Raw genomic sequence first — 21772 nt, 5'->3', positions numbered from 1 at the left:
CAATTGTCTGTCCACACCAGCATCCGTAGTCTGGTTACTATCATGATGAATCCTGCCACTTTCGCGTCCTATGCGTGCGTTCCGAATCGAACGCGCGGCCGCAGGCTACCTGAAGAGGAAAGCCGCACACGCTCCGTGTTTCAACGGGACCGAGACCGGATTATCCATTCCGGGGCGTTCCGCAAGCTGCAATACAAGACCCAGGTTTTCGTCTACCATGAAGGCGACTACTACAGAACCCGTCTTACCCACTCCGTCGAAGTGGCCCAGATCGCCCGTTCCATCAGTCGTCAATTGCAGCTCAACGAGGATCTGGCCGAGGCAGTGGCCCTGGCGCATGATCTTGGACATACGCCCTTTGGGCATGCAGGCGAGGATGCCCTGAAAGAGTCGATGGAAGGCCATGGTGGTTTCGATCACAACGAACAAACCTTTCGCATCCTGACCTTGCTCGAGGAACGCTATGCAGCGTTCGACGGTTTGAACCTGACCTGGGAAACGCTGGAAGGGGTGGCCAAGCACAATGGTCCCGTCACAAATCCCCGTGACAGCTTGAAGACTTTCTGCCGGGAGTTCGACCTGGAACTGGACAGTCATGCCAGCATGGAGGCCCAGGTTGCCGCCCTGGCGGATGATATTGCCTATGTGAATCACGATCTGGCCGATGGGCTGCGCGCCCAGCTGTTCACGATTGATGAACTGCTGGATCTTCCCATGCTGGGACGCCTGTTCCATCAGGTGCGAGAGTCCCATCCACGGATCGACGAAGGGCGCCTTGTGCATGAGGTCATCCGTCGCCTGATCGACGCCATGGTCAATGATCTGCTGCAGGAAACCAAAAGGCGCCTGGAAGACCATGCGCCGGACAGCGCCGATGCGGTGAGAGCCCAATCAGGTCCGCTGGTCGCCTTCTCCGAGCAGATGCGCAAGGACATCGAGACGCTGCGCAGCTTCCTGTTTCAGCGCATGTATCGTCATTACCAGGTGAATCGCATTACCTCGAAGGCGCGGCGCGTCCTGAAGCAGCTGTTCCAGGTCTACCTGGACGAGCCCAATTGCCTGCCTCACGACTGGCAAAGCAAGCTTGACATCTCTGCTTCCCAGAGCCAAAGGGCACGGATCGTCGCGGATTATGTTGCCGGTATGACGGATCGCTACGCACTGGAATCCCACGAGACACTCTTCAATCCCTACATTCGGCTTTGATCAAAGAAAAGATGAATATCTTCAGTACATTCGAGGGCAGTCTTCGTACATCGATCGAATCGCTCGGCAAGGAAGGTTCACTGCCGTCCAGCCTGGACCTGACACGTGTGACCGTGGAACCACCGCGCGACCCGGACCACGGGGATCTCTCGACCAATGCAGCCATGGTTCTCGCCAAGCAGGCTGGCCAGAAGCCGCGTGAACTGGCGGACATGATTGCCGATAGACTGCGAGGACTTGAGGGCGTGGAAGCCGTCGAGATCGCGGGACCTGGCTTCATCAATCTGCGACTGACCGATGCCTACTGGCATTCAGTGCTCTCGGCGATCCTGGCCACAGGAGAAGCCTACGGAGCCTCACGGATCGGCGAAGGGCAGTCCGTGAACGTGGAGTATGTCTCGGCCAATCCGACAGGCCCCTTGACCGTAGGACATGCCCGCGGTGCCGTGGTCGGTGATGCCCTGGCGTCGCTGCTTCAGAAAACCGGACACAGGGTGACCCGGGAGTACTACGTAAACGATGCCGGCGGGCAGGTGGATACCCTGGCCCGTTCCGTCCATCTGCGCTATCGCGAAGCCCTGGGCGAGGAGATCGGAGAGATTCCGGAAGGCATGTATCCTGGTGCCTATCTCCGTGATGTGGGCCAGGCCCTGGTTGAGCGTGATGGCCGGAAATGGGCTGAATGCGCGGAGTCCGAATGGCTGGGTCCAGTTCGCAGTTTTGCCGTCGATCACATGATGGCCCTGATCCGTGAAGATCTGAAGGCCGTTGGCATCGAACATGATGTCATCCGTTCAGAGAAGGAACTGGTCGAAGACGGTGCGGTTCAGGCCGTAGTGGACCGCTTGAAGGAGAAGGACCTGCTCTACACCGGCGTTCTGGAGCCGCCCAAGGGCAAGAAGCCCGAGGATTGGGAACCCAGGCCACAGACCTTGTTCCGGGCAACCGATTTCGGCGACGACGTGGACCGGCCGATCCTGAAGTCTGACGGCTCCTGGACCTATTTCGCCAATGACATGGCCTATCACCTGGACAAAGCGAACAGGGGGAGCAATACCCTGATCGACGTTCTGGGGGCCGATCACGGCGGTTACGTCAAGCGGATGAAGGCGGCCATCAAGGCCCTGACGGATGACAGCACGGCATTGCACATCATCCTCTGCCAACTGGTGAAGCTGACCCGTGATGGCGAAGAGATCAAGATGTCCAAGCGGTCCGGCAACTTTATCACATTGCGTGAAGTTGTGGATGAAGTGGGCAAGGATGTCCTGCGCTTCATCATGCTGACCCGCAAGAACGACGCGCCTCTGGACTTTGACCTGGCGCGAGTGATGGAGGAGTCCAAGGACAATCCCGTGTTCTACGTACAGTATGCGCATGCGCGCATACGTTCGGTGCTGCGTCATGCGGAAAGGGAGCTGCCTTCACTCGGTCAAGGCTTGAGTCAATTGTCGGACGCACCCCTGCATCGCTTGACCGACTCCGCGGAATTGGCCGTGATTAAAAGATTGGCAAACTGGCCGCGCCTCGTGGAAGCTTCGGCACAGGCTTATGAACCGCACAGGATCGCTTTTTACTTGAACGATCTTGCATCGGATTTCCATGGCCTCTGGACGAAAGGCAAGGACAATGAGGAATTGCGCTTTCTTCTGCCAGCCGATCCGGAACTGACCCAGGCGCGCCTGGCCATGCTGCAGGCCGTGGCGCTGGTCATTGCGTCCGGCCTCAAGATCTTTGGGGTGCGCCCTGTCGAGGAGATGCGTTGATGACCTATGATCCCCGCTTTTCCTGGAATGATGAAGCCTCTCCGGGAGAGCTTCAGGGGGAGCAGCGGACGACGCGCAAGAAGAAAGGCGATGGACGAGGCCCACGTCGCCTGATTCCTGCTGTTATCGCCGTCCTCGGCTTTCTGCTTTTTGCGGGTATTGTCTGGTATGCCTATTCCTGGGGGCGCAGTGATGGTGCTTCCGAAGCCATTCCCATAGTCGAGGCGCCGGAAGGACCGGAAAAGGAGCGCCCCGAGAATCCTGGCGGCATGGAAGTGCCCTATCAGGATACTCTGGTCCTGAATCCCGGAAACGGTCAGGGTGAGGGACAGGAGGTGGAGCGCCTGCTGCCACCCCCTGAAGAGCCGGTTGAACGCGAAGAGACTGAAGCGTCCCAAGAGCCGACGGAAGAAGCGACGGCCGAATTGGATGCAGCGGGGGAAGAGGAACTGCAGCAGACCACTGCCGAGGAAACAGAAACAGAGGAAACAAGTGCGGCTTCCGAGGAAGCTGGTGAAGCAGAATCCTCGGATACAGGTGAGACGCCTGAGGATCTGACTGAGGCTTCGGTAGAAGGTGAAGGCGAGACGGCCTCTTCCGAAGAAGCCGCTGAGGACGTTGAGGACGTTGAGGCGGGAGCGGAGGAAGCTGCAACCGAGGAGGATGCAACACAAGAGCCTTCCGTCAGCAGTCAGTCCGTTGCCCAGGGTTTCCGTATCCAGCTGGCGGCCGTGCGCTCCACCGAGGCGGCAGAGGCCGAGTGGCAGAGACTGCAAGCCAAGCATGAAGCCCTGTTGGGGTCGCTGTCGCTGAATATCGAGCGAGCCGAACTGGGGGAGCAGGGGGTTTACTATCGCATCCAGGCTGGGCCGTTTTCGGACGAGCAGGCGGCGGAAACGCTGTGCGAGGATCTCAAGTCAAGGGATCAGGCCTGCCTCGTCAGAAGTCCGCAATGATCGATGAGATGAAAGACTTTGCGGCGCCACGTGCCATCATTTTCGGCTGTGAGGGGCCCCGGCTCACTCATGAGGAACGCCGATTTTTCGAAGAAGTGGACCCACTGGGCTTCATTCTGTTTGCACGGAACATCGAGTCTCCGGACCAGGTTCATGGTCTCGTCGAAGACCTGCGGGCGACGGTCGGCCGCCAGTCCGCGCCTGTGCTGATCGACCAGGAGGGCGGGCGTGTGCAGCGCCTGAAGCCACCCCAGTGGCGCCAACTTCCACCGGCAGAGCCCTTTGGGCTGCTTTGGGAGCAGTCACCGGAGAAAGCCGGCCGGGCGGCCTGGCTGCATGGCTACACGATCGCTCATGAACTTTCCGAACTCGGCATTTCGGTTGATTGCCTTCCCTGTCTGGATCTGCGCTTTGCCGGTGCCCACGACATTATTGGAGACCGTTCCTTCGGGGCAGATGTCGAGCAGGTAACGGTGCTGGGTGAGGCTGTCTCCCGTGGCCTTCTTGCCGGCGGCATCTTGCCCGTGGCCAAACATATCCCCGGGCATGGGCGTGCATTGGTGGACAGTCATGAGAGTCTGCCCAGAGTGACAGCCACGCTTGAGCAGCTGGACTCTTCAGATTTCCGGCCGTTCCGGAATCTGGCCTGGTTGCCCTGGGCGATGACAGCCCATGTGGTCTATGAGGCTATCGATGACGTGAATCCGGCAACGACCTCGCCGCGCATGATTCAGGACGTCATTCGCGAGGCGATCGGCTTTGACGGGCTGTTGCTGTCCGACGATATCTCCATGAAGGCGCTGGAAGGGGATTTTGCCGCCCGTACAACCAAGGCCCTGGCCGCAGGCTGTGATGTCGTCTTGCATTGCAACGGCGATTCAAAGGAAATGCAAGCTGTGGCGGCCGCGGCCGGCCCGATGACAGCCGCGGCGTTGGAGCGCTTGGAAAAAAGTTTTCAACTTCCTCGAGGTGACGGGTTAGCATTCCGGGATGCCGTGGAGGAATTGGAGGAACTCCTGTCTTGACCGGCCAGGAATTTGCCGAGGACGATAGGAACGAGGCAACGAACCTTCAGGACGGGGAGCGACTGCGCCTGGACCTGGAAGGCTTCGAAGGGCCGATTGACGTTCTGCTGCAGCTGTCGCGCGAGCAGAAGGTCGACTTGACTCGCATTTCCATCCTGGCATTGGCCGAGCAGTATCTTGAGTTCATCCGGGCGGCTCGCCAGCTACGCCTTGAACTGGCGGCAGATTATCTGGTCATGGCGGCTTGGCTGGCCTATCTGAAGTCCCGCCTTCTGCTTCCCGAACCCGAAGACGGAGAGGAGCAGCCAACCGGACCCGAAATGGCGGCGGCCCTGAGATACCAGCTGCAGCGCCTGGAGGCGATGCAGACTGCGGGCGCGGAGCTTTTGGGTCGGCCGCAGCTGGGGCAATTGCGTTGGTGCCGGGGTATGCCTGAAGACCTGTCTCCTGAACAGCGCGTAGTATATGACGTCAGCCTGTATGACCTGTTGCAGGCCTATGGGACCATGCGCGCGCGGAATACGGCGCCGTCGTCGCTACGCGTGCTCTCGCTCAATCTCTATTCGGTCGAAAACGCCATCAAGCGGCTTTCCGGGCTGGTGGGGAAAATGCCGGGCTGGCACACCTTGATGAACTTCCTGCCTTACGATTTGCAGGATGGCCTCTCTCGCCGTTCGGCCGTGGCCAGCACCTTTGTGGCCAGTCTGGAGCTTTGCAAGTCGGGTCAGTTGGAGATACGTCAGGACGGAACTTTCGGCCCCATCTACTTGCGCGCATGCGACACAACCGAGAGCATTGAAGACAGTTGATTCAATGTATGAAGATCAGAATTTCAAGGCATTGAGATTGCTGGAGGCTACCCTCTTCGCGTCAGCAGAACCCCTGACCGAGAAGCAACTGGCGATCTATTTTCCCGAAGATATCGATCTGGCAGCACTGCTTCAGACGTTGCAGGCACAGTATGCCAATCGGGGCGTCGTACTTGAGCAGGTCAACAATGCCTGGGCTTTCCGAACAGCCGCCGATCTGGGTCCCTATCTTCGACGTGAAAAGACAACCCACAAAAAGCTATCCAAGGCGGCTGTGGATACCCTGGCTATCATTGCCTACCACCAGCCCGTCACGCGTGCCGAGATCGAGGAAATCCGCGGTGTCAGCCTTTCGAAGGGAACCCTGGACACCTTGCTGGAGTCCGCGTGGATCAAGCCGAGGGGGCGTCGGCGCACCCCTGGGCGACCTTTGACATGGGGAACGACAGAAGCCTTCCTGGACCATTTCGGGTTGGAAAGCCTGTCGCTTCTGCCGGGTGTGGAAGAACTCAAGGCGGCCGGCTTGCTGGATACCCGGCCGGCCATAACGGCCCTGGGCGAAAGAGGGTTGCTGGGGGCCGATGCCGGGCAGGAGGACAGCGCCACAGACGACGGCAAGGAAGAAGACAGCCTGGATGAAGATGAACTCCACTCCCTTATCCAGGACGAATTTTCCAGAAATGAATCCGACAGCGGCGAGACCCGGACATCGGTCAAACCCTGGGAAGATGAGGATGAAGCGGAGTCCGAAGCGGAGGGTGAGGACAGGAGCTGAATTCAGGTGTGCTCTTGCTATGGATTGTCTTGCCCTGTCTGGCCGCATAGGTTCTGAATGAACCTCTCCACTAACTGTTGATGACCTAGATGGAAGCCCTTGCCTTCGAATCCGTACGCCACCGCTTCGGCCAGGTGACGGCGGTCGATGATGTCAGCCTGACTGTCGATCGCGGTGAACTGGTCTGTCTTCTGGGCCCATCGGGTTGCGGGAAGACCACGATGTTGCGGCTAGCAGCCGGTCTTGAGCGCCTGCAACAGGGGCGTATCGTCATGGCAGGTGAAATCGTTGCCGACGGCAAGATCGATGTGTCCCCGGAGGAGCGCCACGTTGGGCTGGTATTCCAGGATTTTGCCCTTTTTCCCCACCTGAGTGTTGCGGAGAACGTGGCCTTCGGGCTGAAGGGACAGCCTCGCGAAGTGCGCGAGAAGCTGGTCAAGCAGGCGCTTCAGCAGGTTTCCATGGAGAATTACGGCAGTGCCTATCCGCATACCCTTTCGGGTGGGCAGCAGCAGCGCATAGCCCTGGCACGGGCCTTGGCGCCGAAACCCGCCGTTGTCCTGCTTGACGAGCCATTCTCCGGCCTGGACATGCGCCTGCGGAATGAAGTGAGGGACCAGACGCTGCATATCCTGAAGCAATCAGGGGCGGCCACTTTGATGGTCACCCATGACCCTGAGGAGGCGATGTTCATGTCGGACCGGATTGCCCTGATGAATCAGGGGCAGTTGGTCCAGACGGATCGCCCGGTCGACCTTTACTACAATCCAGTTTCTGCCTTTGCCGCTTCCTTTCTCAATGACACGAACCAGCTAACGGGTGTGGCGCACGATGGAGCGATCGACACGGCCCTCGGCCGTCTGGAGGCAAAGAACCTGAAGGACGGGCAGGGGGTGCAGATTCTTATCCGGCCGGAAGCCATCAAGCTGATTCCGCCGGGTGCGCATGCCGGATCGGGACGCAGTCCCGCACGCGTGATCACTTCGAAGCTGCTTGGGCGCAGCAGTCTGGTGCATCTGTCCGTTGCCGACAATGGGCAGGAAGCCCTGCATCTCCATGCGCGTGTGCCCGGACGCTTTCTTCCGGCGGAAGGGGAAACCTTCAGCCTGGACCTGGATTTCAATCAAACCTTCGTTTTTCCCGATTCAGATTTGAACTGATTGCAGGACATACGTTGCGGGGCGCACAGCTTTTTGCGATAGTTCGGCGAACAGAGGTTTAAGTTGAATTAGCAGGAGACCCCTTATGGGTGCGATCCCGACAGAAGACATTATCTTGGTTGCTTTCACAGGTTCGTTCAGCATATGGCACTGGCTGATCGTATTGGCTGTCGTGCTGATCCTTTTCGGCGGTGGCGGCAAGATTCCCAAGCTCATGAAGGACCTTGGCAGCGGCATCACGCAGTTCAAGCGCGGGATGAAGGAAGAGGACAAGTCCGAAGGTGAAGAGGAAGACGACGGTGAGAAGCCGGCCTTGAACCGAGATGAAACCTCGACCGCGCAGAGCGAAAAGGTCGACGAAGACAAGAAACAGAAAGCCGCCAACGGCTGAGCCGGGCTCCATGGCCCGGATGACACAGACGCCGGCAACGGCCCTCTAGGACAGTCCCCATGCTCGATTTCGGCTGGAGTGAAATGGCTCTTGTCGTCTTTCTGGCGCTGATCATACTCGGCCCGAAAGACCTGCCACGCGCCTTGCAAGGCTTAGGCCGCATGATGCGCAAGGTGCGTGCGATGGGGCGCGAGTTCCAATCGGGACTCGATGAGATCGTGCGCGATTCCGAGCTTCAGGAAGCCAGGAAGTCCATCGAATCCGTTCGCAAGGGCAAGCTAAAGGGCATGGTGGAGGAATCCATCGATCCCGACGGAGAATTGAACAAGGAATTGAGCGACGTCGATCGAACGGCGCGTCAATCAACGGATACGAAGTCATCGTCCACGAAATCTTCTTCGACCAGCCAATCCACAGGCAAAGGCCGGAGCGGCCAGAAGAGCACTGCAGAATCCGAGGAAGCCTCGCCTGAACTGAAAGCCTCGTCCAACAAGGCAGAGGACGGGAAGGCTGAAGAAGAAAAGTCAGGGAGCAAGGCTGGAACCAAGACGTCTTCGACTGCAGCGACCGCGAAGGGGGGAGCGGCAAAGACATCCGCTGCCACAACCAAGGGGACTCAGAGCAAGGCAGCCTCAAGCCCGAAGACATCGTCCTCCAAGGCTAGCGGCAAGCCATCGAATACAGCCAAATCCGGAAGCAATTCGAGCCAGAAAAGCACAGCCCGGAAAGGCACAGCTAGCAAGAGTTCGAACCAGGCCTCGACCCAGGCGACGAAAAATACAGCCGCGCGCTCTTCCTCCACCAGGAAGACGAATACCGGGGGAGGGAAGGCTGCATCCAGCAGCAAGTCATCCAGCAGTTCCGGCAAGAGCACAGCGGCTTCAAACAAGAAACAATCTGACACACAGGCGTAATCGTGGCTGAGACTGTCGACGAAGAAAAGATGCCCTTGCTCGATCATCTGATCGAGCTGCGAAAGCGTTTGCTGCTCTCGGCCGCAGGCCTGTTGGTTGTGTTCGTAATCTGTTTTTTCTTTGCAGAGCAGCTCTATAATTACCTTGCGCAGCCCTTGGCGACGCTCCTTCTTGAGCGAGGTGACGATCGTCTGGCCCGTATGATCTTCACGGACCTGACGGAAGTCTTCTTCACCTATGTTAAGGTTGCCTTCTTCTTTGCGGTCTTCCTGACCTGTCCGCTGTTCCTGACCCAGATATGGCTGTTCGTTGCTCCCGGACTGTACAAGAACGAGAAACTGGCGCTGGGTCCCTTCCTGGTCGCTTCTCCCGTTCTCTTTTTCACGGGCGCAGCACTGGTTTATTACATCATTCTGCCCTTTGCCTGGGAATTCTTCCTGCAGTTTGAAACCAGTGGCGGCAATGGAACCGTTCCGATCGAGCTGGAAGCGAAGGTAGGTGAATACCTTTCCTTGACCATGAAGCTGATTTTCGCCTTCGGACTCTGCTTCCAATTGCCGGTTCTCATGACACTTCTGGCGCGTGTCGGTCTTGCCACGGCCGATGGAATGGCGGCAAAACGCAAATACGCGATCGTTGGCGTCTTCATCGTTGCGGCTATCTTTACGCCACCGGACCCGCTCAGCCAGCTCAGTCTCGCAATTCCGATCGTGGCGCTTTATGAAGTTTCCATTTACCTGGCACGTCTGGTCGAGCGCAGGAAGGCGCGGCGCGAGCAGGAAGAAGAAGACGAACTCTAGGTCGAGCCTGAAGTAGAGTGGTGGGGCGCCCGGTCCGGCAGCAACCGGCTGGTCCATGGACGTCTCATCGCCTATTCTCTATAAGCCTTGAGCGGCGAGGGATTCGCTTCGCCTGTCTGATGAGCTGGGGAAAACCATGACCACTGATTCCTTGCGATCCACACGCATACTTGTCACCAATGATGACGGCATCCATGCGCCCGGATTGCATGCTCTGGAAAGAATTGCACATACCCTCAGCGATGATGTCTGGGCCGTTGCCCCGGAAACGGAACAGTCCGCAGCCAGTCACTCCCTGACCACACGACGCCCACTCAGGGTTCGCCGTTTCGGCGAACGCCGATTTGCCGTCGATGGCACTCCCACGGATTGCGTGCTGGTTGCCGTCAATTCCGTCCTGAAGGACAGGAAACCAGGACTGGTACTTTCCGGTATCAATCACGGTGGCAACCTTGCCGAGGATGTCGGTTATTCCGGTACGGTGGCCGCTGCGATGGAGGGGGCGCTTCTGGGCATCAAGGCCATCGCATTCAGTCAACTGAGGAAAGATGACAACCCGGCAAACTTCGAGATGGCGGAGCATTTTGCGCCCGGCATCATTGAGCAACTGGGTCAGCTCTCATGGAGTCCGGACCTGCTTTTCAACGTGAACTTTCCGGCCCTTCCGGTGGAGGGTGTGAATGGGATTCGCATTGGACGCCAGGGGCGACGGGATGTCATGGTCGGGCTGGTTGAAGGGCAGGATCCGGCAGGTCGCCCCTATCTTTGGATTGGCGATTTCGGGCCGGATCACTCTCAGGAGCAGGGTACGGACCTGGCAGGAATTCGCGAAGGTGCGATAACCATCACACCCCTCCATCAGAATCTGACACACGAGGAATCCCTGGCACAGCTCTCGGAGGTTTTTGGTGAGCCTGGCCGCACGTAAGATTCGGCTGCTCATGCAGCTGCGCAAGGCTGGCATCAACGATACCGCCGTGCTGTCAGCCATTGAGCGCGTGCCGCGCGAGAACTTTGTGCCATCCAGTTTTCGTGACCAAGCTTACGAGAACATCGCTCTTCCCATTGGCCAGGGACAAACCTTGAGCCAGCCCGAAGTCGTTGCGCTCATGACACAAGCGCTTGAAGTAACGAAACGGCACACCGTTCTCGAGATCGGAACGGGCTCTGGCTATCAGGCTTGCGTGCTCGCAAACTTGGCACGGCGTGTTTACACCATCGAGCGCCATCGCAGTCTACTGGATGAGGCAGCAGCCAGGATTTCCGAATTGCGCCTTCACAATGTCATGACCCGTTTGGGTGATGGCAGCCGCGGGTGGCCAGAAACGAGAAAATTCGACAGAATCATTGTAACCTGTGCGGCGGAATTTCCGCCGGAGCCGCTGCTGGATCAGTTGGGCGATGAGGGAATCATGATTCTACCTGTAGGCGGACAGGGAAGAACACAGGAGTTGGTTCGCATCAAGCGCGTTGGCGAAGCGATTGAACGCAAGGAGTTGGGGATCGTGCGTTTCGTTCCCCTGGTGTCCGATGAAAACTCTGGCAAGGGGCAGCGTCGAACCGGATGAAGGAACGATCGATCAGGCACAGCTATCGAACTTTCGTCACCTGCGGCCTTCTTGCAGGTTCGCTAATGGCCTGCTCCCTGTCCGAGCCTCCCGTAACACAGCTGGGCACGCCTCCCTTCCCGCCGCGCCTGCAACCTCCAAAGCCGGGGAGCCTCCCCACACCGTCGCAGGCCTCGACGGTTTCCCAGTCCGAACCTTCGGCGTCCAATATAGAGGTGAGTGAACTTACTCCGTCGTCAGACCCGGTGCAGGAATCAAAGCAAGTGCAGGTGTCAGAGGCTGTCGATGGTAGTTTCTATGAGGTGCAGGAAGGCGACACCCTGTTCAGTATCTCGAATGAGACGGAAACGCGGCTGACGGAGTTGGTGGACCTGAACGAGTTGGAACCGCCCTACCAGCTTTCGCCGGGACAAAGATTGCGCCTGCCCGAAAGGCCACGACAGCTGGAGCGCCAGCAGCAGGTGGAAACGCAGGAAGAAGTCACGGAAGAACAGGCATCATCCTTGGATAGGGAGGCTGATGAAGCATCCCCCGATACGAGTGAAAGGGAAGACGAGCTGGCGCGCTCCGAGAGTGAAGCGCCTGATATGAGCCAACCGGACAGCAGCGACATTCCGGTGGCGGCAGAGACTGGGCCAATCTCGGACCCGCCTGCTTTGACCGGTCAAGGTTTTTCATGGCCTTTGAAGGGTGAAATTCTGTCTCGCTACGGTGCCCAGGGGGATGGCCGGCACAATGACGGCATCAATATTGCTGCATCAGAGGGCACGGTGGTCCATGCCAGCGAGAATGGTGTTGTCGCCTACGCAGGTAATGAATTACGTGGATTCGGGAATCTGCTTCTGGTGCGTCACCACGACGGATGGGTGACGGCCTATGGCCATAACAGTCGCCTGCTGGTTGGACGCGGCGCGGAAGTCAAGCGTGGCCAGCCCATTGCCGAAGTTGGCAATTCCGGAAGTGTCTCCAGGCCACAGCTTCACTTCGAGATCCGCAAGGGTACGCGCGCCATGGACCCGCTTGAACTTCTGGACGAGTAAATTGTTCAGTTCAGTCTTTGACCAAGACGTCCCGCCAATTCCTGTATGAACTGCCATGCCACACGACCTGATCTTGCGCCGCGTGTTACCGACCATTCCACTGCGGCGCGTTTCAGATCCTCATCGTCAATCTCCAGGCCGAAGTGGCGGGCATAGCCACGGACCATCGCCAGATAGGTGTCCTGATCACAGTTATGAAAACCCAGCCACAAACCGAAACGGTCCGACAGGCTGACTTTCTCTTCAACAGCCTCGGAGGGCATGATGGAAGTTGAGCGCTCGTTCTCGATCATGTCCCTGGAAAGGATGTGACGTCGATTCGAGGTTGCGTAGAACAGCACATTCTCGGGCCGCCCCTCGATGCCGCCTTCAAGGACAGCCTTCAGCGACTTGTAGCTCGTGTCCTCCTCTTCGAACGACAGGTCGTCGCAGAACAGGAGGAACCGTCTGTCCTGATCTCGTAGTAGGGCAAGCAAGCCGGGCAGACTGGGAATATCCTCTCGGTGAATTTCCACAAGGGCCAGCTTGTCGAAGCCTTCGCTGTCGGTTTCCCGGTTGATTTTTTCATGAACCGCCTTGGTCAGGGATGATTTCCCGGTGCCCCGGGCCCCCCAGAGCAGCGCATTGTTTGCGGGCAGCCCCTTGGCAAATCGTCGCGTATTGTCGAGCAGGCTGGCCTTCTGCTGTTCTATACCTTCCAACAATTCGAGCTCTACGCGATTGACCTTGTCGATGGGTTGCAGCGTTCTGCTGTCCGGCATCCAGACGAAAGCATCGGCACTGTACACATCCAGAGCACTGTCTCTTGCAGGGGCCAATCGCTCAAGCGCGTCTGCTATTCGTTGCAATTGCTCTGTCAAGGCGGCGCCTTGCTCGGTTCCGGGTGAGGGGACATTCATTCCTGTGTGCTGCCCTGGCTTCATCCAAAGGCCTGTAGGCCCGTTTGTGCGCGGCCGAGTATCAGGGCGTGAATATCGTGCGTACCCTCATAGGTGTTCACGGCCTCGAGATTCATGACGTGGCGTATCACGTGATATTCATCGGACACGCCATTTCCGCCATGCATGTCACGCGACATCCGTGCGATATCCAGAGCCTTGCCACAGGAGTTGCGCTTGATAAGCGATATGGCTTCGGGCATCAGTTTGCCTTCATCAATCATGCGGCCAACGCGCAGAGCGGATTGAAGCCCCAATGCAATTTCCGTCTGCATGTCCGCCAGTTTCTTCTGAATCAACTGAGTTGCGGCCAGTGGTTTGTTGAACATCTTACGTTCCAGGGTGTAGTCACGGGCGGCATGCCAGCAGAACTCGGCGGCGCCCATGGCCCCCCAGGCAATGCCATAGCGTGCGCGGTTAAGGCATCCGAAAGGCCCCTTGAGTCCACTTACGTTCGGCATGAGGTTTTCTTCGGGAACGAAGACATCCTCCATGACGATTTCGCCTGTGATCGAGGCTCTGAGACTGAACTTGCCCTCGATCTTGGGGGCGGACAGTCCTTTCATTCCCTTTTCCAGGATGAAGCCCCTGATCTTGTCGTCAGGGTCACTCTTGGCCCAGACGACAAAGACATCGGCGATCGGCGAATTCGTGATCCAGGTCTTGCTGCCCTTCAACTGGTAACCGCCATCGACCTTTCGGGCTACGGTACGCATCGAGGCAGGGTCAGACCCTGCATCCGGCTCGGTCAAACCGAAACAGCCGACCCATTCGCCACTGGCAAGCTTCGGAAGATACTTCTTCTTCTGCTCTTCGCTTCCGTAGGCATTGATGGGGTGCATGACCAGAGACGACTGAACGGACATGGCGGAGCGATACCCGCTGTCCACGCGTTCGACTTCGCGGGCGATCAGCCCGTAGCTGACATAATTGACCCCGGCACAGCCATATTCCTCGGGCAAGGTCGCTCCAAGGAAGCCCAGTTCACCCATTTCCTTCATGATGTCGCGGTCGAAGTTCTCGTTGCGATTTGCTTCGAGCACTCGCGGCATGAGGTTGTCGCGGCAGTATTGTCGAGCCGCATCGTGAACCATGCGTTCGTCTTCAGTGAGTTGTTCATCCAGAAGAAATGGGTCTTCCCAGACGAAACGGGCCTTGTCGGTGGAAGGTTTGCCCCCAGCGGAGGCATCCTGTGCTGTGCTCATCGTCTACTCCAGCTGATACTGCAGGTTTGGGCGCTAACATATCCCGGAAGAATGGGGACCGAAAGCCCCACATCTGTCCAGGCGTGTGTTCAGCCACATCTGACCAATGCGATTGGCGATGGCGCCTGAAGTGCGCAGGGGCAAATAGCCCTACCACGCCAGGAAATCGAAAAACTTCATTTGAACTCAGTGTGTTAATAATGAAAATGAAATAACTGTCACTGAATATTTTATATATGATGCTTTTGCGAATCCCGCTATCATCAGGATTCCTCATCTAATATCTCCTAGAGAAGTCTACGTAAAAAATTGAAACAAGGGACTTATGACTGCCAGTTTTGGTATTATGCGGTAATCATTCTGCCATCCATTTCTTTTGCAGCTTTTTTTCTTGCATCAGATCGAAAAATCGGCTTTTCCTACTTCAGGGTAAGCAAGACCTCATAAAAAACGACTCACCTCGCCAGAAAGGTGAGGGCAGGGGGCATTCACAACATGGAATATTTTGTACAGCAGTTGATCAACGGGCTGACGCTCGGATCGATCTACGGCTTGATCGCAATCGGTTATACGATGGTCTATGGCATCATCGGCATGATCAATTTCGCGCATGGCGATATCTACATGATCGGCGCCTTTGTCGGGATCATTGGCTTCATCATCATGGCCATCCTGGGGATAACATGGATACCCTTGGCTTTGCTGTTGGTCTTGGTGATGGCAATCGTCTTCACCTCTGTCTATGGCTGGACGGTGGAACGGATAGCCTACCGCCCATTGCGTGGATCCCAACGACTGGCTCCGCTCATTTCCGCCCTGGGTATGTCCATCTTTCTGCAAAACTACGTGCAGCTTCTTCAGGGGGCGCGGGTCAAGCCCATGCAGCCCATGATAAGCGGGGGCATAGAACTCATGGACGGTGGAGTAGGTGGGTTCACCGTTGGCATGAGCTACATGCAGATCATCATCATCCTGCTGACTGTCGTTCTGATGGCGGCCTTCACCCTGCTCATCACCAAGACGGCTTTGGGCCGCATGCAGCGCGCCTGTGAGCAGGACAAGCTGATGGCAGCCCTTGTTGGTGTGAACGTTGATCGCACCATTTCACTGGCATTTGTCATGGGGGCTGCTTTGGCAGCGGTCGCCGGTGTGATGGTTACGCTCTACTACGGCGTTATCGACTTCTACATAGGGTTTCTTGCAGGGCTAAAGGCCTTCACCGCAGCTGTGCTCGGTGGCATTGGTTCGATTGCCGGAGCCATGCTGGGCGGTCTCGCCATAGGCTTGATCGAGGCGCTTTGGTCAGCCTATTTCTCTGTCGAGTACAAGGATGTTGCCGCCTTCTCGATCCTCATCCTGGTGCTAATATTCCGGCCCAGCGGCTTCCTTGGAAAACCCGAAATCGAGAAGGTCTGACCCATGGCAGTCGAAACCCAAGTTTCCGCTTCGGAAGATAATGGCCGACCTGCTCTCGATTGGCAGGCCATCGGACGTGAGCTGTTCTTCACGGCTTTGGTGGCTTTTGGCCTGACTTTTGTCCTCGTCGGTATGCAGACAGCCGATCGGGGCGGCGAGCTGATCATAATTCCGCGCTTCACGGATGTGGTCTATGCGATCGTGATGCTGACGCTCGGGCGCTTCGGCTACATCATGTTGCGGTATCGGCGCGCTTTGTTCGTTCTGATTGCCAGCCTTGCCGCCTTTGGCCTGTCTTTTGTCCTGCCGTTTCCGAGCCTTTTCCTGGAAACCATGTGCATGGTGGGCGGACTGCTCATTGCCCTCATGGCGGTAGTTACCCTGATCCGGCACCGCCCCGGCATCGACATGCGCGAGAGAGATCGCGCCATGGACAGGGCAGCTGCTCGTTTCCAGGAGCTTTCGCGCTTCATCGGTCCTATCCTGGTGGTCTTCGCCATCATCCTGCCGTTTCTTCCCTTCATGGACAGGCAGTACATCGATATTGCCACGTTGCTTCTGATGTACATCATGCTGGGTTGGGGTCTGAACATCATTGTCGGCCTGGCTGGTTTGTTGGATCTGGGATATGTGGCTTTCTATGCCATAGGCGCTTATTCCTATGCTTTGCTGGCCGTGTCCTTCGATCTCAGCTTCTGGGTTTGCCTGCCCCTGGCAGGTGTGCTGGCCGCGCTCGGAGGATACCTGCTGGGTTTCCCGGTTCTGCGTCTGCGCGGAGATTACTTCGCCATCGTTACTCTGGGGTTTGGCGAGATCGTTCGAATCATCCTGCTGAACTGGTACCAGTTCACGGGAGGGCCCGATGGCATTGGCGGCATTCCGCGTCCAAGTTTCTTTGGCCTTGCGGAATTTCTACCGGCCTCTCGGGACGGGGTCACCTTTGCCGAGCTATTCGGCATCGACTTTGATCCCATGCACCGTCTGATCTTCCTCTATTTCCTCATTCTGGCGCTTGCCTTGCTAGTCAACATGGTATCCCTGCGGCTGAGAAAGCTGCCTTTGGGTCGGGCGTGGGAGGCCTTGCGCGAGGATGATATCGCCAGCCAGTCACTGGGGATCAATCGAACCAACATCAAACTTGCCGCCTTCACGATATCCGCGGCCTTCGGCGGCTTTGCAGGATCGTTCTTTGCCACACGCCAGGGCTTTATCAGTCCTGAAAGCTTCACTTTCCTGGAATCCGCCATCATCCTGGCAATCGTGGTCCTGGGGGGAATGGGAAGCCAGTTGGGTGTGGTCATTGCCACGATTCTCCTCATCGGCTTGCCAGAGGTTTTCCGTGAACTTGAGCAGTACCGCATGCTGGCGTTTGGTGCTGGCATGGTCCTGATCATGTTGTGGCGCCCACGTGGGCTGCTTGCGCATCGTGATCCCTCCATCCTGCTCCATGGCAGGAAGGGGCCCGGTGAGGACAGGATTGAAGCGGAGCAGAAAGCGGCGGAGGCAACACGATGAGTGCACTGCAGAAAACGCCTTTGCTCGAGGTTCAGCATCTCACCATGCGGTTCGGGGGTCTTGTCGCCATTGATGATGTCTCCTTTGCTGCCAACAATCGCGAAATCACGGCCATCATTGGTCCAAACGGGGCCGGAAAAACGACGCTATTCAACTGCCTGACGGGTTTCTACAAGCCTACGGTTGGCTGTCTCAAGCTGACACGTGACAACGAGGATTATCTTCTGGAGCGCATGCCGGGCCATGACATTACCAAGCATGCCCGGGTCGCACGGACCTTCCAGAACATCCGGCTTTTCTCCCGAATGACGGTCCTGGAAAATCTGCTGGTTGCGCAGCACAACAAACTCCAGAAGGCATCAGCCTTTACACTTGCGGGCTTGCTGGGTTTGCCGAACTACAAGGTTGTGGAGCAATCCGCAGTCGATCTGGCCCGCTTCTGGTTGGACCGGATCAACCTTACGGCCAGGGCCGATTACGAGGCGGGCAACCTTCCGTATGGAGACCAGCGCAGGTTGGAAATCGCGCGCGCGATGTGTACGGAACCGGCGCTTCTTTGCCTGGATGAACCTGCAGCCGGCCTGAATCCTCGAGAATCCGCGGCCTTGAATGACCTGCTGCTCGATATCCGAGAGGAGATTGGTATCGGGATCCTGTTGATCGAGCACGACATGAGCGTGGTGATGCGCATATCGGATCATGTAGTTGTCCTGGATTACGGCCGAAAGATTGCGGATGGCGAGCCGGAGGCCGTGCGCAACGATCCCGAAGTCATCAAGGCTTACTTGGGAGAGGAGGACACCGAGGACTTGCCCGAAGTCATCAAGCAGGATGTTGAGGCAGCCGCGAAGGAGGAGAATTGATGCTGAGCATTTCAGGCGTTCACACCTTCTACGGCGCAATCGAAGCCCTGAAAGGAGTCAGTCTGGAGGTTGAAACAGGCGAGATCAGCACGCTGATCGGCTCGAACGGTGCTGGCAAATCGACACTGCTCATGACCATCTGCGGGTCACCGCGTGCGCGTTGGGGAAAGGTCCTCTTCGAAGGCAGGGACATCACGAAGATGCCGACCCATGAGATTGTGCAGTTGGGTATAGCGCAATCGCCGGAGGGGCGTCGCATTTTCTCGCGCATGACCGTGTACGAGAATCTCCAGATGGGCGCGATCCGCAATACCGAGGATCGCTTCGAACGCAATGTAAGTCGCGTCTTCGAACTCTTCCCGCGGCTAAAGGAACGCCGCAACCAGCGTGGGGGGACTTTGTCCGGTGGAGAACAGCAGATGCTGGCGGTCGGACGCGCCCTTATGAGCGAACCGCGCATGCTATTGTTGGATGAGCCTTCGCTGGGCCTTGCGCCCATGGTGGTGAAACAGATTTTCGAAGTCATCAAGCAGATCAACCAGGATGACAAGGTGACCGTCTTCCTGGTGGAGCAGAATGCCTTTCATGCCCTCAAACTGGCGCATCGCGGGTATGTGATGGTCAATGGCAACATCACCATGAGTGGCACCGGGCAGGAACTTCTGGTCAATCCAGAGGTACGTTCAGCCTATCTCGAAGGCGGGCATTGAGGAGGACTCGAATGTACGAATTTCTCGGAACACAGCCTGCCGTTTTTGTCGGATTGACGCTGATCCTCTTTGGAGGGTTGTCCTATCTGTCCGGGCAAGCACTTGCGAACAACTGGCTGCCGTCCTGGCAGGCTTTGCCATATGGTTTCTTGCTGGGGTTTGCGGATCGCTTCCTGACCTATGCGCTTTTCGAAGGGGTTCTGCTACACCCAATCGGATATCTCGTGAATTCACTGATCCTGATCGGCATCATGCTGTTTTCCTATCGTGTGACTCAGGTTCGGAAGATGATCAATCAGTATCCCTGGATCTATGAAAGACCCGGCATATTGAGTTGGAGAGAGAAAGAGGGCTGAATTCAAGAGGTGGGTAAGATCACACCACATCGCTGCCCTATCAGCCCCATTATGGGCTCAAGTGACAGCTGCATCATGGGGATCAGCCCCGCCGCCGGAAGATGGTGCAGCTTTGGAAAGGACTTTCCGGTATCTAACAGGGAGTACAAGGAATGAATAAGTTCTCTATAGCTGTTGCCGCGGCGGTCGCTTTTTCCGGCGCCACCCTTGCGGCAGCTCAGGCCGAAGTGCAAATCGCGACTGTCGGCCCATTGACAGGCCAGTATGCCTCTTTTGGCGAACAGATGCAGCGCGGCCTTGAAAAGGCAGTGGAAGACCTCAACGCCAATGGTGGCGTGAATGGTGAAGAGGTGGTCGGACTGATCGAGGATGACGCTTGTGACCCGAAGCAGGCGGTGGCTGCCGCAAACAAACTGGCGGGAGAGGGCGTGCGGTTCGTTGCCGGACATTTCTGTTCCGGCTCGTCGATCCCGGCCTCTTCGGTCTACATGGAATCCGATATTCTTCAGATTTCTCCGGCCTCGACCAATCCGGACTTCACGGACAAGCCCTTTGAAGAAGGCTGGTACAACGTGTTCCGCACATGCGGACGCGATGATGCCCAGGGTATCGTTGCCGGGAAGTATCTGGCTGAGAATTATGAGAGCGGTGAAATTGCGATTCTTCACGACAAGACCGCCTACGGCAAAGGCCTGGCCGACCAGACAAAGGCTCAGTTGAACGAACGGGGAGTCGAAGAGGGCGTTTACGAAGCCTATACGGCCGGTGAACGTGACTACTCCGCACTCGTCTCGAAACTGAAATCCGAGGGTATCAAGGCCATCTACGTGGGTGGGTATCACACGGAAGCCGGCCTCATGATCCGCCAGGCGCGTCAACAGAACTATGAGCCACAGCTCGTTTCCGGTGACGCGCTCGTAACCGAGGAATACTGGAACATCACCGGCGATGCCGGCGAAGGCACCATCATGACCTTTGCACCGGATCCGCGGAAGCTGCCGGAAGCAGAGGAACTGGTTGCGGACTTTCGTGAAGATGGTTATGAGCCCGAAGGTTATACCCTCTACACCTATGCTGCGGTCCAGGTCTGGGCCCAGGCTGCCGAGGAGACCGGTTCATTCGATACAATGACCCTGTCAGAAGCCATCAAGGGCAACACCTTCAACACCGTGATTGGAGAGATCACCTTTGACGAAAAGGGCGATCCGGCCGACCCGAACTATGTCTGGTATATCTGGGAAGACGGTGAATACAGCGAAATGTAAGCCCATCTCTTCTGCTGGATGAAAGTGAACGGCCCGGTTGAATAGACCGGGCCGTTCCTGTTTCAGAAGAGCTGCATGTGCAGCGTTAAGACTTATTTTATGAACAGCTTCCTATCTTGCTCGTATGCCGCATCGTGAAGCCTTGATCGAATTCATACGCGTGGGCGCTTATGTGAAAGTGTCCGCTGTCGACCCCGAGACTTTGATAGAAGTCTCGATCGTGGGGCAGCCTTCGCGTGGAGAGGCTGCATTGAAGGAACTCGCAGTCAAGAAACTGGAGTATGTTTTGAGGAAGAAGGGACTGCGCCCCTCAATCAATGATGCAGGATCTGCCCCAGGAACAGTTTGAGGCGATCCGACTTGGGATTGTGGAAGAACTCCTCAGGATCATTCTGTTCGACGATCTCTCCATAGTCCATGAAGACGATCCGGTTGGCGACCGTGCGAGCAAAACCCATTTCGTGCGTCACGCAAAGCATGGTCATCCCTTCCTCGGCCAATTGGGTCATGACCTCAAGGACTTCCTTGATCATCTCGGGGTCAAGTGCCGAGGTGGGCTCGTCGAAGAGCATGATCTTGGGCTTCATGCACAGCGAGCGAGCGATGGCAACGCGTTGCTGCTGCCCGCCTGAGAGCTGGCCAGGATATTTATCGGCCTGTTCCGGAATCTTGACCCGTTCCAGATAGTACATGGCCGTTTCCTCGGCTTCTTTCTTGGGGATTTTGCGAACCCAGATAGGAGCTAGGGTCAGGTTGTCCATCACCGTCAGGTGAGGGAAGAGATTGAATTGCTGAAACACCATGCCGACTTCACGGCGCACAGCGTCAATGTTCTTGAGGTTGTTCGTCAGGGAAATTCCATCGACAACGATGCTGCCCTTCTGGTGTTCCTCCAAGGCATTTATGCAGCGGATCAGTGTTGATTTACCGGATCCGGATGGCCCGCAGATCACGATCTTCTCGCCTGACGCAACATTCATATTGATATCGCGCAGAACCTGAAAATCGCCGAACCATTTGTTGAGATCCTTGATCTCGATGACGGTATCACCCTTGTTGGCTGGAGTCTGATTCTTGGCTGTGCTCATGGTTTC

At 57.0% G+C, this 21772-nt stretch carries 23 protein-coding genes; 20 read left to right on the top strand and 3 right to left on the bottom strand.

The features are described 5' to 3' along the window. Nucleotides 1-42: 42 nt before the first annotated feature. From G502_RS0102635 to G502_RS21260, 13 genes are all read left to right on the top strand, one after another. Nucleotides 43-1206: a deoxyguanosinetriphosphate triphosphohydrolase gene (locus G502_RS0102635; RefSeq protein WP_022727109.1), complete on the top strand. Its 1164-nt coding sequence runs from the start codon at nt 43-45 to the stop codon at nt 1204-1206. An 11-nt stretch (nt 1207-1217) separates the two neighbouring features. Beyond that, nucleotides 1218-2972, top strand: coding sequence for an arginine--tRNA ligase (argS, locus tag G502_RS0102630; RefSeq protein ID WP_026988994.1), 1755 nt, complete (start codon nt 1218-1220; stop codon nt 2970-2972). After that, on the top strand, nt 2972-3928 hold the full coding sequence (locus G502_RS0102625) for an SPOR domain-containing protein (RefSeq protein ID WP_022727107.1): 957 nt from the start codon (nt 2972-2974) through the stop codon (nt 3926-3928). The genes argS and G502_RS0102625 overlap by 1 nt, the downstream gene beginning before the upstream one ends. Continuing rightward, a complete protein-coding gene (nagZ, locus tag G502_RS0102620) occupies nt 3925-4953 on the top strand; it encodes a beta-N-acetylhexosaminidase (protein WP_022727106.1) in 1029 nt (342 codons plus the stop codon). Before G502_RS0102625 ends, nagZ begins: the two co-directional genes overlap by 4 nt. Continuing rightward, the gene (locus tag G502_RS18340) at nt 4950-5762 is read left to right on the top strand and encodes a segregation and condensation protein A (protein ID WP_022727105.1); all 813 of its coding nucleotides are present in this window, start codon (nt 4950-4952) and stop codon (nt 5760-5762) included. The genes nagZ and G502_RS18340 overlap by 4 nt, the downstream gene beginning before the upstream one ends. Nucleotides 5763-5766: 4 nt before the next feature. Next, nucleotides 5767-6537, top strand: coding sequence for an SMC-Scp complex subunit ScpB (gene scpB / locus G502_RS18335; RefSeq protein WP_022727104.1), 771 nt, complete (start codon nt 5767-5769; stop codon nt 6535-6537). A gap of 89 nt (nt 6538-6626) precedes the next feature. Beyond that, on the top strand, nt 6627-7697 hold the full coding sequence (locus G502_RS0102605; RefSeq protein WP_022727103.1) for an ABC transporter ATP-binding protein: 1071 nt from the start codon (nt 6627-6629) through the stop codon (nt 7695-7697). 115 nt (nt 7698-7812) lie between these two features. Beyond that, nucleotides 7813-8088, top strand: coding sequence for a twin-arginine translocase TatA/TatE family subunit (locus tag G502_RS0102600; RefSeq protein WP_040487573.1), 276 nt, complete (start codon nt 7813-7815; stop codon nt 8086-8088). A gap of 59 nt (nt 8089-8147) precedes the next feature. Further along, nucleotides 8148-9002 carry a Sec-independent protein translocase protein TatB gene (tatB, locus tag G502_RS21860; RefSeq protein WP_081649653.1) on the top strand — a complete coding sequence of 285 codons (855 nt, stop codon included), beginning with the start codon at nt 8148-8150 and terminating at the stop codon, nt 9000-9002. A 2-nt stretch (nt 9003-9004) separates the two neighbouring features. Beyond that, nucleotides 9005-9802, top strand: coding sequence for a twin-arginine translocase subunit TatC (gene tatC, locus G502_RS0102585; protein WP_022727099.1), 798 nt, complete (start codon nt 9005-9007; stop codon nt 9800-9802). A 136-nt stretch (nt 9803-9938) separates the two neighbouring features. Beyond that, nucleotides 9939-10730 carry a 5'/3'-nucleotidase SurE gene (gene surE / locus G502_RS0102580; protein WP_022727098.1) on the top strand — a complete coding sequence of 264 codons (792 nt, stop codon included), beginning with the start codon at nt 9939-9941 and terminating at the stop codon, nt 10728-10730. Then, nucleotides 10711-11370 (top strand): protein-L-isoaspartate(D-aspartate) O-methyltransferase, encoded by a 660-nt coding sequence (locus G502_RS0102575; protein WP_022727097.1) that lies wholly within the window; start codon nt 10711-10713, stop codon nt 11368-11370. The genes surE and G502_RS0102575 overlap by 20 nt, the downstream gene beginning before the upstream one ends. 269 nt (nt 11371-11639) lie before the next feature. Further along, a complete protein-coding gene (locus tag G502_RS21260; protein ID WP_162140937.1) occupies nt 11640-12410 on the top strand; it encodes a M23 family metallopeptidase in 771 nt (256 codons plus the stop codon). Between the two features lie 5 nt (nt 12411-12415). On the opposite strand, the gene G502_RS0102565 is transcribed toward G502_RS21260, so the two are convergent. Together G502_RS0102565 and G502_RS0102560 are read right to left on the bottom strand one after the other, a co-directional pair. Beyond that, nucleotides 12416-13309, bottom strand: coding sequence for an ATP-binding protein (locus G502_RS0102565; RefSeq protein WP_022727095.1), 894 nt, complete (start codon nt 13307-13309; stop codon nt 12416-12418). Nucleotides 13310-13329: 20 nt separating this feature from the next. After that, nucleotides 13330-14553, bottom strand: a complete 1224-nt coding sequence (locus G502_RS0102560; protein ID WP_022727094.1) for an acyl-CoA dehydrogenase — start codon at nt 14551-14553, stop codon at nt 13330-13332. A 495-nt stretch (nt 14554-15048) separates the two neighbouring features. On the opposite strand from G502_RS0102560, the gene G502_RS0102555 reads away from it, so the two are divergent. The 7 genes from G502_RS0102555 to G502_RS22915 all read left to right on the top strand — a co-directional run bounded on the left by G502_RS0102555 (nt 15049) and on the right by G502_RS22915 (nt 21027). After that, nucleotides 15049-15969 carry an ABC transporter permease subunit gene (locus G502_RS0102555; RefSeq protein WP_022727093.1) on the top strand — a complete coding sequence of 307 codons (921 nt, stop codon included), beginning with the start codon at nt 15049-15051 and terminating at the stop codon, nt 15967-15969. 3 nt (nt 15970-15972) lie between these two features. After that, complete coding sequence (gene livM / locus G502_RS0102550; protein ID WP_022727092.1) at nt 15973-17484, top strand: high-affinity branched-chain amino acid ABC transporter permease LivM; 1512 nt, start codon at nt 15973-15975, stop codon at nt 17482-17484. Beyond that, on the top strand, nt 17481-18347 hold the full coding sequence (locus tag G502_RS0102545; RefSeq protein WP_022727091.1) for an ABC transporter ATP-binding protein: 867 nt from the start codon (nt 17481-17483) through the stop codon (nt 18345-18347). Before livM ends, G502_RS0102545 begins: the two co-directional genes overlap by 4 nt. Next, entirely contained in the window at nt 18347-19057 is a 711-nt protein-coding gene (locus G502_RS0102540; RefSeq protein WP_022727090.1) for an ABC transporter ATP-binding protein, read from the top strand. The genes G502_RS0102545 and G502_RS0102540 overlap by 1 nt, the downstream gene beginning before the upstream one ends. A gap of 11 nt (nt 19058-19068) precedes the next feature. Then, nucleotides 19069-19413: a DUF6867 family protein gene (locus tag G502_RS0102535; RefSeq protein WP_022727089.1), complete on the top strand. Its 345-nt coding sequence runs from the start codon at nt 19069-19071 to the stop codon at nt 19411-19413. Between the two features lie 152 nt (nt 19414-19565). Then, nucleotides 19566-20678, top strand: a complete 1113-nt coding sequence (locus G502_RS0102530) for a branched-chain amino acid ABC transporter substrate-binding protein (protein ID WP_022727088.1) — start codon at nt 19566-19568, stop codon at nt 20676-20678. Nucleotides 20679-20802: 124 nt separating this feature from the next. After that, the gene (locus G502_RS22915; RefSeq protein ID WP_081649651.1) at nt 20803-21027 is read left to right on the top strand and encodes a DUF6898 family protein; all 225 of its coding nucleotides are present in this window, start codon (nt 20803-20805) and stop codon (nt 21025-21027) included. On the opposite strand, the gene G502_RS0102525 is transcribed toward G502_RS22915, so the two are convergent. Next, a complete protein-coding gene (locus G502_RS0102525; RefSeq protein WP_022727087.1) occupies nt 20993-21766 on the bottom strand; it encodes an amino acid ABC transporter ATP-binding protein in 774 nt (257 codons plus the stop codon). The two genes, G502_RS22915 and G502_RS0102525, sit on opposite strands and share 35 nt — an antisense overlap. Between the last annotated feature and the right edge of the window lie 6 nt (nt 21767-21772).

The sequence above is a fragment of the Fodinicurvata sediminis DSM 21159 genome (genome assembly GCF_000420625.1).
Classification (GTDB): domain Bacteria; phylum Pseudomonadota; class Alphaproteobacteria; order Kiloniellales; family DSM-21159; genus Fodinicurvata; species Fodinicurvata sediminis.
This window is presented reverse-complemented; position numbering and strand designations above follow the sequence as displayed.

What these genes read in the sequence shown, in the direction of transcription:
- G502_RS0102635 (WP_022727109.1), top strand. Translation starts at nt 43, where the DNA reads ATGATGAATCCTGCCACTTTCGCGTCCTATGCGTGCGTTCCGAATCGA.
- argS (WP_026988994.1), top strand. Translation starts at nt 1,218, where the DNA reads ATGAATATCTTCAGTACATTCGAGGGCAGTCTTCGTACATCGATCGAA.
- G502_RS0102625 (WP_022727107.1), top strand. Translation starts at nt 2,972, where the DNA reads ATGACCTATGATCCCCGCTTTTCCTGGAATGATGAAGCCTCTCCGGGA.
- nagZ (WP_022727106.1), top strand. Translation starts at nt 3,925, where the DNA reads ATGATCGATGAGATGAAAGACTTTGCGGCGCCACGTGCCATCATTTTC.
- scpB (WP_022727104.1), top strand. Translation starts at nt 5,767, where the DNA reads ATGTATGAAGATCAGAATTTCAAGGCATTGAGATTGCTGGAGGCTACC.
- G502_RS0102605 (WP_022727103.1), top strand. Translation starts at nt 6,627, where the DNA reads ATGGAAGCCCTTGCCTTCGAATCCGTACGCCACCGCTTCGGCCAGGTG.
- tatB (WP_081649653.1), top strand. Translation starts at nt 8,148, where the DNA reads ATGCTCGATTTCGGCTGGAGTGAAATGGCTCTTGTCGTCTTTCTGGCG.
- surE (WP_022727098.1), top strand. Translation starts at nt 9,939, where the DNA reads ATGACCACTGATTCCTTGCGATCCACACGCATACTTGTCACCAATGAT.
- G502_RS0102565 (WP_022727095.1), bottom strand. Translation starts at nt 13,309, where the DNA reads ATGAATGTCCCCTCACCCGGAACCGAGCAAGGCGCCGCCTTGACAGAG.
- G502_RS0102560 (WP_022727094.1), bottom strand. Translation starts at nt 14,553, where the DNA reads ATGAGCACAGCACAGGATGCCTCCGCTGGGGGCAAACCTTCCACCGAC.
- G502_RS0102555 (WP_022727093.1), top strand. Translation starts at nt 15,049, where the DNA reads ATGGAATATTTTGTACAGCAGTTGATCAACGGGCTGACGCTCGGATCG.
- livM (WP_022727092.1), top strand. Translation starts at nt 15,973, where the DNA reads ATGGCAGTCGAAACCCAAGTTTCCGCTTCGGAAGATAATGGCCGACCT.
- G502_RS0102545 (WP_022727091.1), top strand. Translation starts at nt 17,481, where the DNA reads ATGAGTGCACTGCAGAAAACGCCTTTGCTCGAGGTTCAGCATCTCACC.
- G502_RS0102540 (WP_022727090.1), top strand. Translation starts at nt 18,347, where the DNA reads ATGCTGAGCATTTCAGGCGTTCACACCTTCTACGGCGCAATCGAAGCC.
- G502_RS0102535 (WP_022727089.1), top strand. Translation starts at nt 19,069, where the DNA reads ATGTACGAATTTCTCGGAACACAGCCTGCCGTTTTTGTCGGATTGACG.
- G502_RS0102530 (WP_022727088.1), top strand. Translation starts at nt 19,566, where the DNA reads ATGAATAAGTTCTCTATAGCTGTTGCCGCGGCGGTCGCTTTTTCCGGC.
- G502_RS22915 (WP_081649651.1), top strand. Translation starts at nt 20,803, where the DNA reads ATGCCGCATCGTGAAGCCTTGATCGAATTCATACGCGTGGGCGCTTAT.
- G502_RS0102525 (WP_022727087.1), bottom strand. Translation starts at nt 21,766, where the DNA reads ATGAGCACAGCCAAGAATCAGACTCCAGCCAACAAGGGTGATACCGTC.